Source organism: Aestuariivirga sp. (assembly GCF_044239095.1).
Classification (GTDB): domain Bacteria; phylum Pseudomonadota; class Alphaproteobacteria; order Rhizobiales; family Aestuariivirgaceae; genus Aestuariivirga.
Genome location: NZ_JBIICB010000096.1, coordinates 1 through 13,871, shown reverse-complemented (window position 1 = coordinate 13,871; position 13,871 = coordinate 1). Strand labels below are relative to the sequence as shown.

The window sequence follows — 13,871 nt, the reverse complement described above, 5'->3', positions numbered from 1 at the left end:
GATCAATGGTCACGCAGCGTAACCCACTCGTTTTTCAAAAGAGCCGGATTTATATAGTGCGCCGAAAGAAGACCTATTCTGTTACAATAATCATGAAAACTGGTTGTACCTGTCTTGGATAAGCCAAGGCACCACAAGCGATTGAAGATAACGGGCTCGTTCTGCCGGGCAATAACCCTCTCGAAGTAACGACGCGATTGGTCAGGAAGAGCATCAGATAGACCTGAAAAGGCACTAGCCAGATCATCTTGCTGACCAAGCAGGTGCAGAATGCTCAGATATACAGATGCATCGGGACCCATGCGAGATGAGCTAAGTCTGCCCAGAAGCTTTGCGAGAAGCTTCTCACGCTTAGCCGGAAAGGGAAAAATGGAAATGAAGCTAAGCAGTCTCCAATAGGGCTGCTCAGTGGGGTCCTCCATGATCGCGTTCAAAAGACCTGTATAGCCTTCCCAATCACCAAGCCCTATCAAAGCTCTTAACTTCTGAAACACCGCCCCTTTTTGTGCAGACATGTCTACGTCGGACAAAACTTGAATTGCCAAGGCGTACTGACCTGACCACGCATAACACTCCGATAAGTCAATCAACAGCGACTCTGTTCTGTCCCCCGCATCAAATGCCATCTCGAGCAGTTCTCCTCTTAGCTCTCGATAAGGCTTTAATTGGTTTGCAGATGCTCTTAATGCCAAAACACAGGGACTGCCACATTGCATGCTGGCCTTCAAAAGTCGCAGAATGCGGCGGGCCAGATCATTTCTGCGAAGCGTAACAACAAGAGGGAGCAGCACAGCTAGTTTGACATCTCGGCGCACAATACGCGCAAAGTGAGCTCTGATCAGAACTCGAAGTTCCGAGCGATTTAGATAAACCGCCGGACTACAGAGATCTCTGATAACGTCTGGCAAGTCTACAGAACGAAAATGGAGCGGCTGCCGACTGGAAACACGCTCACCTTCACGCAGACTCAGCATTTCTGTCTTTAGCGTCAAATCTTCTGGAAGCTGAAATGGTAATTGCGCGCGCCATTCAGGGTCCGCACACATATAGCCAATCTTCATGAGGCGAACTTCGGACGCTTCGACCTGAAATGGAGATGCTCGGTTCTTTCCGTGAGCCAAACTCTGGAACGCTAAATGTCGTGCCACGCAGTTGCGAGCCCGATCGCGGATTCGACTTTCCTGAACGACATCCTTCGGCTGCATGTCGAGAAGACTTCGGTCGCGATAGAGCTTTAGGTGCAACAAGGCTCCTCTGGTCTCTGCTAGATTACAACTCGAGACATGATGATTACCCGTCAATCTTACGCCAGCTGATACTTTTAAGAGCGGCACTTTCTCCAGATTGCTCGAGATCGTGTTTCTGATTCCGCCCTGAATAGTTATCCAAGGTGACTTCAATGCAGCATCTGATACAAGATTAGCGTTGATCAGTACGTGATCTTCAATTCTTGACGATATTCGATCACCAGCCGCAAAAGTCGCATCAAAGACGTCAAGCATTGGCGCGAATAATGCCGTATCGCCTCTGCGATCCAAGTGATCCAAAAGCTTGCCGATAGACGTGACAGAGCTACCCGGATAAATGAACCGCTCATCGCAGTCACTCAGCAGCAGCCAATCGCAGATTTCGAGCTCAGCAATCTCATTAATCCACATTACGCCGTGGCGTGCATCTGAGAACCGCCCGCTACACCGAACCAATGTGATCTCGCAATCAGTGAAGATTTTGAGAAGGCTGGCGGGATCATTGGCGGATCCATTGTCTATTAGAATGAAGCTCTCAACACCGAGCGACCTGTAGTGATTTATCAAGCCCTGGAGAAGATCATCTTCATCGCGTATCGGTACAACACAGACCAACCGTCGCCATGGTCGACTATTCAACTGGTTTGCGATTGAGAGCTCAGGGGGAGGCAACGCTAGCCGCCAACGTGACGCGAATGCTTGATCTGGATCGCTTGCTGGCACTGTCTTTCGTTCAATAATGGATCTTAGCATTGTTGCGCTGCTTGAGTTCGGAAATCGCCCAGAAGCAACTGCAAGAAGCCTGCGAAGGCGTAAAGGAGAAGCTCTCTTGACAGAGGATTCAACGAAAGAAAGAAAGGTACTATACTGGCGATTCAACTGAAATTTTTTGAATTTTTCCCTGCATGTCTTGTTCCAACCAGACCATGAGGAAGACAACAGTGGTGGTTGATATTCGGCTCTACTGGTCTCATGGTCGGCAGTCGGGAGCGAGTACCTCTTGTGAACCGCTTCCTTTGCTACATCTTCTCCAAACCATTGTGCAAGCGAAGCTGCTGCCTCCGTCATGTCCATCGCGGCTTGGTAAGCCAGTACTGCAACATCATCAGCTGTGAATATCTCAAGATTTTGGCGGCTGCAAAGGGCGTTCTCCACCTCACGAAAAGCAGCGCGATCGTCACCCAACGATCTATGGTACGATAGAGTTGCAAAAAACCATTCGAAATTATCAAGGCTCCTTCTCTTCAGCTCCGCAATGCGCTCTGCGGCGTCATGATGACGTCCGGCTGCTAGTAAAATATCAATGAGTTTAGTCTCGACGATTGAAGAGGCTGAGCGGTTAAGTAAGCCGATTTCATCAAGAATACGCGCAGATCGCCTCGCTCCAAAGTCTCTAACTAAACATCCGAGCAGATTCTGCATGCCAGACGGTTCATCAGGCCAGCGCCGAAGCATTCTATCAAGAAAATGCTTTGCGGCGCTTATATTTCCAACGTGCAACTGCGAAAGAGTGGCCAAGATGACGCTAGAAGCGTTGATCGACTCATCTGGAACACGCGCCATGGCTTGACACCAAAGTGCGGCAGCACTCCCCCAATCTGCCTTGCGGCTGGCAAGGCGCGCGCCTCCCTGCCAGCCTGCCAACTTCTCCGGCCATTTTTTGCGTAACTCTTTATAGGCGCTTTCGGCTTCTTCATTGCGCCCAAGACGCGTAAGTGCATCCGCAAAACTTGACCACCACCAAGGTTGCTGCTTTTCAGGTGGTGAGAGCGAAAGGCAGCCTTGCCATAACTGCGCAGAAGACACCCAGTCATCACGCCGCGAGGCCACAAAGGCACCACCGCTAAAAGCGGATAAGCTTGATGGCCAACGCTTCCGCATCTCTGCATAGGTATTATCTGCTTCTTCCCAGCGCTCGAGTTTTCCCAATGCCTCACCAAGTGATGACCACCACCAGTCCTGCTGCTTGTCTGGTGTGTGAAGCGCAATGCAGCCCTGCCACAACTCGACAGCTTGTTCCCATGCCGCCCGACGGGATGCAGCAAATGCGGCGCCTTTCCATGCCGCGATGTTTTGCGGATCACGTGCCCTCACCATTTCGTATGCAAGGCTGGCTTCGTCGAAACGGCCAAGCTGCGAAGCGGCGGCCCCTAGATCGAGAATCGGTTGCAACGGCCAATCTGCGCCATCATCCTTGAGCGCATCTTCAAGAATGTTGAACACCAACAGCCAGTCTTTGGTACGCAAAGCTTTCGCAGCATCATCGCTTTTTTTCTTAATATCTATTTTAACCATAGGCAGTGCCGTGTCAGTCATATGTTTCTATCCGAACTCAGCCAAGCTTCAAGCTTTTCTGGTTGCGCTAATGTTGACCACTATATGAAAGTTTAGCGCACAATCAATCCACGCATTACACACGATTTGAACAGGCTCCAGAGCCTGTAGATCTCGTGACTACTGGACCGTACTCCGTTCCTTGGGTACTTAATGCCATTATGCGGTCATCGGTGTTGTTTTTCAGCGAGAACTGAGCCAGCTGGGTGCCTAATTTCCACTGAGAACTGAGCCATGTGAACCTTCCCCTGAAGCATTGAGCGGCGGGGGCAACGGAGTGATCCACATGGGACTTTTGAACATCATCCGCCGGATGCATTTGCGGCAGAAATTATCGATCCGACAGATCTCGCGGCGCACGGGGCTGTCGCGGAACACGGTGACCAGGCATCTGGCGACGAACACGATCGAACCGATCTCCGCCACGCCGGAACGGCCGGGCAAGCTTGACCCCTTTGCAAAGAAGTTGGCCGCCTGGTTGAAGACCGAGGCCGGGAAGTCGCGTAAAGCACGGCGAACCCTCAAGCAGTTGCACGGCGATCTGGTGGCGTTTGGCTACGCCGGCTCTTATGGCCGGGTGGCGGCTTATGCGCGGGGGTGGCGGACAGAGCTTCAGCGCCAGCAGCAGACCAACGGACGCGGGACCTTTGTTCAGCTGTCTCTCCGCCCGGGCGGTGTTTGTCAAAGTAGTTGTCATCTGAACTTGTTTCACGCTGCGTCTCGATCGTGTCCGGCCATGGGGGCGCCGCCGCCAGCTTCATGGGGGAGCGCGTCGGCGCCCCCACGGCCTTGCCGTTCGTCCTTGGGACGCTCAGGATTTAGCCAGACGGATCCGACTGGGTTCCAATTTCGGGTCTTGCCCGACCAGCGTGCCGGGTATCTGGCTCGTGCGGCCTGATAGAGTTCGTGCCAGGTGCTCAGCAGGACACCGTCTTCTCCGCGATGGCGGGCGTCCGGGGTGACAAAGCGGATGGCGCTATGCCTGTGCTCGGTGTTGTACCAGCGGACGAAGGCATGAACCCAGGCGCGCGCTTCCTCGATGTTTGCGAAGCCACGAGCGGGCCAGGACGGGACGTACTTGCAGGTCCGGAAGAGTGCTTCGGAGAAGGGATTGTCGTTCGATACCCGCGGCCTGCTGAAAGATGGAATGACGCCGAGACGCTCCATGGTGGTCTTCATGGTCGCGCCCTTCATCGCGCTGCCGTTGTCGGCATGCAGCGCGAGAGGGATGGTGAGGCATCCTTCCGCCCAGACCGCGCGCTCGAGAAGCTGTGCGGCTCATCGCTTCCGCGCCCGCCAGTCCCAAGGCATCTCGAACGAACCAGCCCATATGCCGCGCCTGGCAATGCGGGCATCGTCTTCCTGCGCAATGTAATCGATTCCATACTTTCGAAATGCCACGGCCCAACCCTGCGAGACTATCCAGGCATTGAGGTTGGTCGTACCCTTGAAGCAGACCGCGATCACGCGGTTGTAGCGGTCTCGGCCCTTTGGCTGGCAGGTAACGGTGGATCGCGCGATCATGTCGGCGAGGGTGAAGGCGGATTTCTGGCCACAGCGATATCGTTTGCTTACGGCGTCCAGGCAAAGCTGGGAACTCTCCGGCGCGTCTATGGCGTCGAGCCGTATCCGCTCGCCGTGGATCTCGATGGTGTCGCCGTCGATGACGGAGGCGGTGCCTTGGATCGTAGGAGCGCTCATGGAATCAGCCACGCCGGTGCCGAGAGATGCTACCAATGCAATCCATATTGCCATCAAGGGCTTACGGTTGATCATCATGCCAAATCCCTATCACGGGATTGGGAAATCGGGAACGGTTCGCGACATCATGGGAATACTTGGCGCTGCCATTCCCATGGAAACGGCTGCATCGCCCTCGCCATCGTCAGCCCCTCCGGCTGCCGCCCTGACAGTATGGCCTCGACGATCTCCGGCGCCAACAGCGTCATGCGCAGCACGCGGCTGACGTAGGACGGGTTGATGTTCTCGGCCCCGGCGATGTCCCCGATGGTGGTGAAGTCGCCGGCTTCCAGAAGCTTGCGCCATCGGAAGCCACGCGCGAGGGCCTTGAGGAGCGCGCTGTCAAACCTTGCACGTTGCGCGGGTGATGCAGCCGTTCCATCCGGCGTGATGACAAGCTTCCGTCCGCCGCGCTTGCGGATGGCGAATGGCACGATGACGGTGATGGTCTGCTCTGTCATGCCGCGGCCTTCCGGCCCTTGCCGGTAATGGTGCCGACCTCCGTCACCATCTGCGCCATTCCCTTGTCCCTGAACCTGAGCCTCAGACCATCTGTGCCGATGTCCACGCGCTCGATCAGCAATTGTACAATGCGCGCCTGCTCGGCGGGGAATAGCTGCACCCAGAGCGGATCCAACGCGGCCAGCGCCTCACGCACCTCATCCTCCGCCAATCCTTCACATTCCGGCTGCGCGGCGCGCCAGGTTGCCACGACCACCTCTGGCGCGCGCAGCATGCCGCGGATCTGGCCAATCACGGCAGCCTCGATCTCCGCCGCCGGGACGCGCGCCACGGGGCATTTGCTAGCTCCGTGCTTCAAGACCGTCTGACTGACGTAGTAGCGGTAGAGGCGGTCGCCCTTGCGGGTGTGTGTCGGTGAGAAGGCGGCGCCATCTGGCCCGAAGAGCAGGCCCTTTAGCAGGGCGGGCGTCTCGGCGCGCGTATTGCTGGCGCGAAGGCGTGGGCTTTCCTTCAGAATGGACTGGACATGATCCCATGTCCGCTGGTCGATCAGACGCTCGTGCTCTCCCGCATAGCCGGTGCCCTTGTGGACGGCTTCCCCAATGTAGGCGCGGTTGTTCAGCATCCGGTAGAGGAAGTTCTTGCTCATGGCATTGCCGCGCGGCGTTCGGATGCCTTTTCTCACAACCTCCCGCGCAAGCTCCGTGGCCGAGCCGATTTCCAGGAATCGGGCAAAGATCCACCGGACGTTCCGGGCTTCCTCGTCGTCGATCACAAGCTTCCTATCCTTCGGCTTGTAGCCGTATGGCGGCGTGCCACCCATGAAGATGCCCTTCATCCGGCTTGCCTTGACCTTGTCACGTATACGCTCGGCCGTTACTTCGCGTTCGAACTGGGCGAAGGACAGCAGGATGTTGAGGGTGAGCCTTCCCATCGAAGTGGTGGTGTTGAAGCTCTGGGTGACGGACACGAAGGTGACATTGTTCCGGTCGAATACCTCGACCAGCTTCGAGAAATCCATCAGCGAGCGCGAGAGGCGATCGATCTTGTAGACGACCACTACGTCCACGAGGCCGTCCTCGATATCGGACATTAGCCGCTGCAGGGCAGGGCGGTCCAGCGTTCCGCCGGAGATCCCGCCGTCGTTATAGTGATCGCGCACCAGCGCCCAGCCTTCTGAGCGCTGACTGGCGATGTAGGCCTCGCAAGCCTCGCGCTGGGCGTCGAGGCTGTTGAATTCCTGCTCCAGCCCTTCCTCAGAGGATTTGCGGGTGTAGACTGCGCAACGCAGTTTTCTTGCAGCTGGCTTGGTCATGCGCGCCTCCCGGATTTCAAGCCGAAAAAGACAACACCATTCCACTGCGTGCCCGTGATGGCGCGTGCAACGGCAGACAGGGATTTGTAGGGTCGCCCCTGATGCTCGAAGTCATTGTCCCGCACCGTGACGCAGTGCTCCACGCCTTGATACTCACGGATGAGGCGCGTTCCGGCGACTGGCCGCGAGTCGGCGCGCGTCTGCCGCTTCGCCTTGCTGCCACCGTCCAGTTCCTCACCCAGCCTCTCCAGCCGCCGCACCGTCTCCGGCTTCAGCCCGCCATAAGCCAGTTCCTGGATGCGGTAGGCGAGACGGCTTTCGAGATAGCGGCGGTTGAACGCCGGTGGCTCGCTGTCGAATAGCTGCCGCCATTGCTCCTTGAGCTTTGGGGTGGGCGTGGTCTTCAGCGCCGCCAATCTCGCCAGCACTTGATCGCTCATCGTGTCATGCCTCTATTTGAGTTGCGGGTTGCATGACTGCTCTTCGGGCGGGATATGTCGACGAGACTTTCTCCGCAGTCAGCAGATAAAGGACTGGACTGCCGCGCCTTCATGCGGATGAAGCCGGCCGCGAGGATGCGGCCCAACTCGGCGAGGCGTTCGGCGGGGGACATGCGGTTGGGGTCGAGGGAATTTGCCAAGGCAGGCTGCTCCATGAGCTTCCACCTGTGTATTACCGGCGCGGTTCCGATCTACTCTCAGGGGGTGGCGATACGCGAATGCCGGCGTAGAGACTTGCGTGCAGGCGGCCCTGCGATCATACATCGCGGCCAGCCAACTATCTTGCACTGGAAGAAAACATGATCCTTTTCCAGACCTTCGCCCATCTGGCCAATATGGATCTTGGCACGCCGCAGCCAAAGCCCACATCCGTTGAGGGAAACCAGCTCGAGGCCGCAAAGACCCTGTGGGAATCGCCTGACGGTCTGGCTGAGGCAGGTGTCTGGGAGTGTACGCCCGGGCGGTTTACGGCCAATCGCGAGACGAACTCGGAGATTTGCCACATCGTTCATGGCCGGGTCTCGTTGCACGATACGGACGGCCGGTCGCAGGACGTTGGAGCAGGTGAGATGCTGGTCCTGCCCATCGGCTGGAAAGGCGAGTGGACCATCCATGAGAAGACGCGGAAGCTCTATTTCATCAAGTATGAAAAGGCGTGAAGCCGTAGCTCATCGTCAAGGGTGCAGACTCGCACCCTCGCACCCTCTTGTAGTCCCAACCAGTTCGGGAGCGTCGGCGGTTCCAGCGCGATGGACTTCCTCGTCATGCATTGTGTGACGCTGAATGCCGCTCCATGGGCTCCCGCAGCCGCTGCCACAATGGCTTGATCTTCTTCTTGATGGTGCTGTCGTCAGGCACGGGCTTGCCCCGGGACTCGAGCCAACGGGCGATGTGCTGGACAAGTTCGTTTTGCGTCTCAGGAAGCCCGTCGAGGAAGATCATGGCGCAGAGCTCAACCCAGATGTCGTCCCACTGGTATCTTGAGGGTGCGCCGCGCCGGTTGCCATCTTCCGCCTCAGCCTGACCGGCAAGCGCAGGGTTTGCCTTTTCGAAACAGATCAGTTCCTCATGCGAGATGACGAGGTCGGATTTTCCAACAACATGCTGGTTGTGGCCTGCCGGATTGTCGATCATGGCGAACTCGTCCGCGGGGGTCTGCAGCGCGGTGATGGCAAACTCGCCTTGCCGCATGACGCGCCAGGCGTCACAGCCCTGCAGCGGCACGATGCCGATGATGTAACGGTGGCTGCTGGCAATGCGGTCTGTCACGCCTGCGGCGGAGGGGCGGCAGATCCCGTAGGTCACCCGCAGACCGGCGACCGTTGCGGAAACAGTCAATGCTCCGGACAGCACAAAAGACATGAGGTCACGCTCGGAGATGCTCCAGCGTTCGAGGACTTCGTCGACATGGTAGAAGGGCTTGCGCAGATTGGGCATGGAACACTCCTGACGGAAAGAAAGGACCTTCCAGCGGAGCGGTGATCTCCGCAGGCAGTTGGGAATTGATCGAGCCCGAGACAGGCTAGCGGGCGTAGTCGTCGCGGAAACGCCGGTAGAAGGCGACAACCTGCGGCAGTTCCTTCTGCATGTCCGGTGGAAGCCGCGCCGCCTGCAGGAAGAGCTCATCGACACTCATGCCGAGAAGGCTCGCGGTCTTCTCGATGAGGTCGTCGCGCGGCGCCTTCTCGATCCCGCGTTCTACGCGCGACCAGTAGGCGGGCGAGATCCCGATTCTGCCTGAGAATTCGTTCAGGCCATAGCCCAGTTCGATACGACGATGGCGGATATAGGGTCCGAAACTCATCTCAGGTCTCCCAGTCTGCTGCGGCGGCCAATCAGCCGGTACTGGCTGAGCCGCACGCTGATGAAACGCGGCGAAACCCCGAACTCCTGCGCCAGCACGTCGGTCACGCCGGCAAGGGCTTCGGGATCCCAAGGTGCTGAAACGACCGGCCAGGCGGGATGGCCGAGGCTTCTTGCTTTTTCGGTTGCAAGCCCTTCGGCCCGCGCATGCGCCAGCAGGCGGCGATGCAGCGCAAGGGCGGGAACGAGAAGAGCACCCATGAACTCGTTGGCGCGCCACTCGGCGGTGGTCTCGGACAAGCCCAGCTACAAGTTGGAGCATGTCGACGGGAGGCGGGCATGAGCCTCCGCCTCGTCACCGCCGCGATGCGTCTCTCGACTGCCATCGCCCGGACCACGCTGTGCGTTCTGGGGCCCAGCGGCTCGGGCAAGACCTCGCTCATGAAGGCGCTGCCCGGCAAGGAGACGCTCTGCCTCGACTTCGAGGCGGGCCTCATGTCGGTGCAGGACTGGGATGGCGACAGCATCCCCATCCGCAGCTTCGAGGACGCGCGCGACATCGCCTGCCTGATTGGCGGCGTCAATCCCGCCGCCGATCCGAATGGTTACTACTCCGAGGGGCACCACGCCCATGTTGCGAAGACCTATCCGGACCTCGCCGCACTTGTCGAGGCCAAGCGCTATGTCTTCGTCGACTCGCTCACCGACCTAACCCGTCAGGCCATGGCTTGGGCAAAGCAGCAGCCGGAGGCCTTCTCGGAACGGACCGGCAAGCCCGACGTGCGCGGTGCATATGGCTTACTGGCGAGGGAGGTCATCACACTGCTCAAGCACCTCCAGCATGCAGAGGGCAAGACCACGATCTTCGTCGGCATCCTCGAGCAGATCACCGACGAGTTCGGGCGGACAAGCTGGCAGCCGCAGCTCGAGGGCGGAAAGGTTGCCCGGGAATTACCCGGCATCGTCGACCAGGTCGCCACCTTAGGCCTCTTCGAGCCCGAGGGCGACGGCTGGCGGCACGATCCTGTGAAAGGTCGAACCCGCCGCCTTGTCTGCCAGACCGTGAACCCTTTCAGCCTCCCCGCAAAAGACAGGTCCGGAAGGCTCGCCGTCACCGAGCCCGCCGACCTCGCCGCTCTTCTCACCAAGATCCACAGCCCAAAGAAAGGTTGAACCCATGACCTATGATATGAACGACGTGCAGCCGCAGGTCGCCACCGACATCATTCCGGATGGTACCTTTGCGAAGATCACCATGATCTTCAAACCGGGCACCATTGACGGTGCCAGCCCCGCCGATGCGAGGTTGCTCAAGCCGTCCAACTCACCTGGCAGCGATGTCCAGCAGATTGATGCGGAATTCACCATCGCCGAAGGCCTCTATGCGCGGCGCAAGTTCTGGCAGTTCTTCACCGTCATCGGCGGCAAGACCGATGAGCAGGGTGTGTCCATCGGCTGGAAGATCACCAAGTCGACCTTCCGTTCCATGATCGACAGTGCGCTGGGGCTCGATCCCCAGGACATGAGCGAGGCTGCCAAGTCCAAGCGCCTGCTCGAGGGCCTCTCCCAGATGTCGGGCATCACCTTCATCGGCAAGATCAAGGTCGAACCCAGCGACAACCCGCGTTACGCCGACCGCAACCGGCTGGACCGTGTCGTGCTGCCCAACGAGCCGGAGTGGCAGAAGGTGATGAATGGCGAGCACGTGCCGCCTGCACCTTCTGCGCGGCCGCGCGCTGCGGCGAAGCCCGAGGCCGAGAAGCCCGCATGGGGGCAGGGCAATGCTGCGGCACCGGCCGCCACAAAGCCCGCATGGGGCGGGGCCCTCAACGCCAATGCCCCGGCACAGGTTGCGCCCGCTCCGCAAGCTGCTCCAACCCCTGCATCGGCCGCGGCTCCGGCTCCGGCTGCCAAGCCCGGCCCCGCCTGGCTGTCCAGCTGAGGCAGCGAAGATGACGGATGACGAGTGGCAAGCCCACGTGACGCGGGAAGCGGCAAGGGAGATCGGCGCATGGCTGGAGGCAAGAGGAAGGCTCGACCGTCCCATAAGCTCGCTCAGCCTGCGCGATCTCGAGGCGATGGCGGACACTGGCGTAATCTCGCTGATGGCCGCCGGGTGTTCGTGCGCGAATGCGAGGTCGGCGACAGGTCGCGCGGCGGCGTGGTCAAGGACTACGAGGTGGCGGCGTGATGAATGGCTTCACCCCCTCTGACGCGCAGGCGCGCGCCATTGCGGAAATCCGCGACTGGTATCTGAACCGCCGTCATATCCAGCAGATTTTTCGCCTCTTTGGGTATGCCGGAAGCGGGAAGAGTACGATCACCCGTTACGCAATAGAGGCGCTTGGCCTTGCCATGAAAGGCAATGGCGGCTGGGGCGGCGTGCAGTTTGCCGCCTTCACCGGCAAGGCCGCGCTGGTGATGACGCGGAAGGGCACGCCCGCGTCCACCATCCACAGCCTGATCTACCGGGTTTCCGAGGCGACAGAGGAAGAAATCGAGCGCGTCGAGAGGGAGCTTGAACAACTCAAGGCCGGGCTGTTCCTGATGGGTCCCGGCGAGCTCGCCTTCGCGCGGACCCAGATCGCCAGCCTCGAATTGCGCCTCGCGCATATCCATGAGCCGCGCTTCGTCCTCAACAGCCAGTCGCTGGTGCGCGATTGCGACCTCATCGTTCTCGACGAGGTGTCCACGGTGGGTGAGGAGATGGCCAATGACCTCCTCGCCTTCGGCAAGCCCATCCTGGTGCTGGGCGATCCGGGACAATTGCCGCCCATCCATGGCGAGGGCGCCTTCACCAACGTGGCCCCGGATGTGATGCTCGACGAGATCCACCGCCAGGCCGGTGACAGCGCCATCCTGCGGCTTGCCACCATGGCGCGGCAGGGGCTCCCCATCGATTACGGCGCCTATGACGAGCATGTCTGGAAGATGCCGCGCCGGGATGTGAGCCCGGAACAGATGCTGAGGGGCGGTCAGGTCCTCTGCGGCTCGAACGCCACGCGGCGCGGGCTGAACATGTCGATGAAGCGCGCCGCAGGCTTCTCGCACGACCTTCCCACCGGATCGGGCGAGAAGATCATCTGCCTGAAGAACCGCCATGACCTCGGGCTGATCAACGGCATGTTTCTCACCCTGAGCGATGTCCATCATCAGGCCGGAAACGAAGTCTCCTTCAGCGCGACCGTGCGCACCGAAGACGGGCAGGAGATCTCGGGGCCCCAACACTTCTGGCGCGGCGAATATGACGACCACATCGTCTTCAACCGGGATCGCGGCCGGCGCGACGCGTACCGCCTGGGGCGTGTTCGTTAGCGGCTGGTGGGCGCGTTTCGGTACAGCTGAAGTCAAGTCGGGAGACCTTTACGACATTGCAGTCGACAGTGAGCCGCCCATTCCGCTCGGTCCCGGAAACGAGAAGTCACAGCGCACCCGTCTTGGAAAGGCTCTCGGACGGATGCGGGACCGGGTTTTTCGGGTTGCTGAGCGGGATGTCCGTCTCACGGCAGTCGGTGTCGAACACAAGGCTCAGCTATGGCGGCTGGCGCTGGTCGGGGAACGTGGGGAACGTGGGGAACGTTTTCCGGGGTCGGATCTTGCCCCAAGCGGGGAACGTTGTGCCCCGGAGGGGAACGTTGAGTGCAAACGTTCCCCCGAGCAAGCCATTGATATCACTGGTGTTGGGGAACGTGGGGAACGTGGGGAACGTTTTCCAACACTAACGCACGCGCGCGCGCACACGCATGTGAAGGAAGAGCCGGAAAAACCTTCCCCACCTTCCCCACGTTCCCCTGAGGCTGAAAAATCAGAGACTTTTGCCGGGGAACGTGCGGGGGAACGTTTGTCATCACCTTCCCCACCTTCCCGTACCACCTCCGGCCGCATCCGAGCCCCCTGGGAGCTGCCGCCCGAGCCGCCGCCTCCGCCCGACACGGTGCGGAAGAAGCTGCCGCGCTCGCCGGTGTTCAAGGACCAGGAACTCCCGCATTGGCTGGCGGAGATCATGGAGTGAACCGCGCGCTTCTCCCCCGGCCGCCGTGACGCGCGGCGCCGAAGTCAGACGGACGGCAGCCAGTACCGCCAAGCACGAGGCTGCCGCCGTCCTCCACCACGACAATCAACCCTCACTGAAGGAGACCATCATGGTACTCGCGACTCTGCCTGTGCTTGCGGCAAAGGCAACCCCGACGATTCCATCCATCCTTGCCCTCGACCTGGGCACCACCACCGGCTGGGCCGTGCGCAACAGCCGCTGCCGCATCGTCCACGGGACGGCGGAATTCCGGCCCAGCCGCTACGAAGGCGGCGGGATGCGCTACCTGCGCTTCGGCAAGTGGCTCGACCAGACGCTGGAGATCACTGGCGGTATCGATGCCGTGTACTTTGAGGAAGTGCGCCGACATATCGGCACGGACGCGGCACATGTCCACGGTGGTCTGCTCGCCACGCTGACGGCGTGGTGTGAGGCTC

16 protein-coding genes and 2 pseudogenes are annotated in these 13,871 nt (G+C 59.6%); 8 read left to right on the top strand and 10 right to left on the bottom strand.

Going from position 1 to position 13,871, the window contains the following annotated elements; genetic code table 11:
- Nucleotides 1-2: 2 nt before the first annotated feature.
- The gene (locus tag ACILRA_RS10655; protein WP_395662079.1) at nucleotides 3-3,563 is read right to left on the bottom strand and encodes a glycosyltransferase family 2 protein; all 3,561 of its coding nucleotides are present in this window, start codon (nucleotides 3,561-3,563) and stop codon (nucleotides 3-5) included.
- A 304-nt stretch (nucleotides 3,564-3,867) separates the two neighbouring features.
- Here ACILRA_RS10655 and ACILRA_RS10650 point away from each other — a divergent pair, with 304 nt between their 5' ends.
- Nucleotides 3,868-4,479 (top strand): helix-turn-helix domain-containing protein, encoded by a 612-nt coding sequence (locus tag ACILRA_RS10650; protein WP_395662078.1) that lies wholly within the window; start codon nucleotides 3,868-3,870, stop codon nucleotides 4,477-4,479.
- On the opposite strand, the pseudogene ACILRA_RS10645 reads toward ACILRA_RS10650, so the two are convergent.
- The 6 genes and pseudogenes from ACILRA_RS10645 to ACILRA_RS10620 form a co-directional block, all read right to left on the bottom strand.
- Nucleotides 4,383-4,859 (bottom strand): annotated as a pseudogene (locus ACILRA_RS10645) (transposase); the annotation flags it as partial. The gene ACILRA_RS10650 and the pseudogene ACILRA_RS10645 sit on opposite strands and share 97 nt — an antisense overlap.
- Nucleotides 4,860-5,360, bottom strand: coding sequence for a thermonuclease family protein (locus ACILRA_RS10640; RefSeq protein ID WP_395662077.1), 501 nt, complete (start codon nucleotides 5,358-5,360; stop codon nucleotides 4,860-4,862).
- A gap of 47 nt (nucleotides 5,361-5,407) precedes the next feature.
- The gene (locus ACILRA_RS10635) at nucleotides 5,408-5,782 is read right to left on the bottom strand and encodes a hypothetical protein (RefSeq protein WP_395662076.1); all 375 of its coding nucleotides are present in this window, start codon (nucleotides 5,780-5,782) and stop codon (nucleotides 5,408-5,410) included.
- The gene (locus ACILRA_RS10630; RefSeq protein ID WP_395662075.1) at nucleotides 5,779-7,098 is read right to left on the bottom strand and encodes a recombinase family protein; all 1,320 of its coding nucleotides are present in this window, start codon (nucleotides 7,096-7,098) and stop codon (nucleotides 5,779-5,781) included. The genes ACILRA_RS10635 and ACILRA_RS10630 overlap by 4 nt, the downstream gene beginning before the upstream one ends.
- Nucleotides 7,095-7,538 (bottom strand): DUF2924 domain-containing protein, encoded by a 444-nt coding sequence (locus ACILRA_RS10625; protein ID WP_395662074.1) that lies wholly within the window; start codon nucleotides 7,536-7,538, stop codon nucleotides 7,095-7,097. The genes ACILRA_RS10630 and ACILRA_RS10625 overlap by 4 nt, the downstream gene beginning before the upstream one ends.
- On the bottom strand, nucleotides 7,535-7,753 hold the full coding sequence (locus ACILRA_RS10620) for a hypothetical protein (protein ID WP_395662073.1): 219 nt from the start codon (nucleotides 7,751-7,753) through the stop codon (nucleotides 7,535-7,537). The genes ACILRA_RS10625 and ACILRA_RS10620 overlap by 4 nt, the downstream gene beginning before the upstream one ends.
- A gap of 144 nt (nucleotides 7,754-7,897) precedes the next feature.
- Between ACILRA_RS10620 and ACILRA_RS10615 the strand changes: the two genes are divergently transcribed.
- Nucleotides 7,898-8,257, top strand: coding sequence for a cupin domain-containing protein (locus ACILRA_RS10615; RefSeq protein WP_395662072.1), 360 nt, complete (start codon nucleotides 7,898-7,900; stop codon nucleotides 8,255-8,257).
- Nucleotides 8,258-8,360: 103 nt separating this feature from the next.
- Here the strand turns inward: ACILRA_RS10615 and ACILRA_RS10610 are convergent, their stop codons facing one another.
- The 3 genes from ACILRA_RS10610 to ACILRA_RS10600 all read right to left on the bottom strand — a co-directional run bounded on the left by ACILRA_RS10610 (nucleotide 8,361) and on the right by ACILRA_RS10600 (nucleotide 9,701).
- Complete coding sequence (locus tag ACILRA_RS10610) at nucleotides 8,361-9,035, bottom strand: hypothetical protein (RefSeq protein ID WP_395662071.1); 675 nt, start codon at nucleotides 9,033-9,035, stop codon at nucleotides 8,361-8,363.
- Nucleotides 9,036-9,120: 85 nt separating this feature from the next.
- Nucleotides 9,121-9,402: a helix-turn-helix domain-containing protein gene (locus tag ACILRA_RS10605; RefSeq protein ID WP_395662070.1), complete on the bottom strand. Its 282-nt coding sequence runs from the start codon at nucleotides 9,400-9,402 to the stop codon at nucleotides 9,121-9,123.
- Nucleotides 9,399-9,701, bottom strand: a complete 303-nt coding sequence (locus ACILRA_RS10600) for a hypothetical protein (RefSeq protein WP_395662069.1) — start codon at nucleotides 9,699-9,701, stop codon at nucleotides 9,399-9,401. The genes ACILRA_RS10605 and ACILRA_RS10600 overlap by 4 nt, the downstream gene beginning before the upstream one ends.
- A gap of 39 nt (nucleotides 9,702-9,740) precedes the next feature.
- On the opposite strand from ACILRA_RS10600, the gene ACILRA_RS10595 reads away from it, so the two are divergent.
- The 6 genes and pseudogenes from ACILRA_RS10595 to ACILRA_RS10570 all read left to right on the top strand — a co-directional run.
- Nucleotides 9,741-10,574: an ATP-binding protein gene (locus ACILRA_RS10595; protein ID WP_395662068.1), complete on the top strand. Its 834-nt coding sequence runs from the start codon at nucleotides 9,741-9,743 to the stop codon at nucleotides 10,572-10,574.
- A 4-nt stretch (nucleotides 10,575-10,578) separates the two neighbouring features.
- Nucleotides 10,579-11,343 carry a hypothetical protein gene (locus tag ACILRA_RS10590; RefSeq protein ID WP_395662067.1) on the top strand — a complete coding sequence of 255 codons (765 nt, stop codon included), beginning with the start codon at nucleotides 10,579-10,581 and terminating at the stop codon, nucleotides 11,341-11,343.
- 24 nt (nucleotides 11,344-11,367) lie between these two features.
- Nucleotides 11,368-11,592 carry a hypothetical protein gene (locus ACILRA_RS10585; RefSeq protein ID WP_395662066.1) on the top strand — a complete coding sequence of 75 codons (225 nt, stop codon included), beginning with the start codon at nucleotides 11,368-11,370 and terminating at the stop codon, nucleotides 11,590-11,592.
- The gene (locus ACILRA_RS10580; protein ID WP_395662065.1) at nucleotides 11,592-12,716 is read left to right on the top strand and encodes an ATP-dependent RecD-like DNA helicase; all 1,125 of its coding nucleotides are present in this window, start codon (nucleotides 11,592-11,594) and stop codon (nucleotides 12,714-12,716) included. Before ACILRA_RS10585 ends, ACILRA_RS10580 begins: the two co-directional genes overlap by 1 nt.
- Before the next feature lie 526 nt (nucleotides 12,717-13,242).
- Nucleotides 13,243-13,413 carry a hypothetical protein gene (locus ACILRA_RS10575; RefSeq protein WP_395662064.1) on the top strand — a complete coding sequence of 57 codons (171 nt, stop codon included), beginning with the start codon at nucleotides 13,243-13,245 and terminating at the stop codon, nucleotides 13,411-13,413.
- Nucleotides 13,414-13,543: 130 nt separating this feature from the next.
- Nucleotides 13,544-13,871 (top strand): annotated as a pseudogene (locus ACILRA_RS10570) (hypothetical protein); the annotation flags it as partial.

What these genes read in the sequence shown, in the direction of transcription:
- ACILRA_RS10630 (WP_395662075.1), bottom strand. Translation starts at nt 7,098, where the DNA reads ATGACCAAGCCAGCTGCAAGAAAACTGCGTTGCGCAGTCTACACCCGC.
- ACILRA_RS10625 (WP_395662074.1), bottom strand. Translation starts at nt 7,538, where the DNA reads ATGAGCGATCAAGTGCTGGCGAGATTGGCGGCGCTGAAGACCACGCCC.
- ACILRA_RS10590 (WP_395662067.1), top strand. Translation starts at nt 10,579, where the DNA reads ATGACCTATGATATGAACGACGTGCAGCCGCAGGTCGCCACCGACATC.
- ACILRA_RS10640 (WP_395662077.1), bottom strand. Translation starts at nt 5,360, where the DNA reads ATGATGATCAACCGTAAGCCCTTGATGGCAATATGGATTGCATTGGTA.
- ACILRA_RS10610 (WP_395662071.1), bottom strand. Translation starts at nt 9,035, where the DNA reads ATGCCCAATCTGCGCAAGCCCTTCTACCATGTCGACGAAGTCCTCGAA.
- ACILRA_RS10620 (WP_395662073.1), bottom strand. Translation starts at nt 7,753, where the DNA reads ATGGAGCAGCCTGCCTTGGCAAATTCCCTCGACCCCAACCGCATGTCC.
- ACILRA_RS10580 (WP_395662065.1), top strand. Translation starts at nt 11,592, where the DNA reads ATGAATGGCTTCACCCCCTCTGACGCGCAGGCGCGCGCCATTGCGGAA.
- ACILRA_RS10595 (WP_395662068.1), top strand. Translation starts at nt 9,741, where the DNA reads ATGAGCCTCCGCCTCGTCACCGCCGCGATGCGTCTCTCGACTGCCATC.
- ACILRA_RS10615 (WP_395662072.1), top strand. Translation starts at nt 7,898, where the DNA reads ATGATCCTTTTCCAGACCTTCGCCCATCTGGCCAATATGGATCTTGGC.
- ACILRA_RS10655 (WP_395662079.1), bottom strand. Translation starts at nt 3,563, where the DNA reads ATGACTGACACGGCACTGCCTATGGTTAAAATAGATATTAAGAAAAAA.
- ACILRA_RS10635 (WP_395662076.1), bottom strand. Translation starts at nt 5,782, where the DNA reads ATGACAGAGCAGACCATCACCGTCATCGTGCCATTCGCCATCCGCAAG.
- ACILRA_RS10650 (WP_395662078.1), top strand. Translation starts at nt 3,868, where the DNA reads ATGGGACTTTTGAACATCATCCGCCGGATGCATTTGCGGCAGAAATTA.
- ACILRA_RS10605 (WP_395662070.1), bottom strand. Translation starts at nt 9,402, where the DNA reads ATGAGTTTCGGACCCTATATCCGCCATCGTCGTATCGAACTGGGCTAT.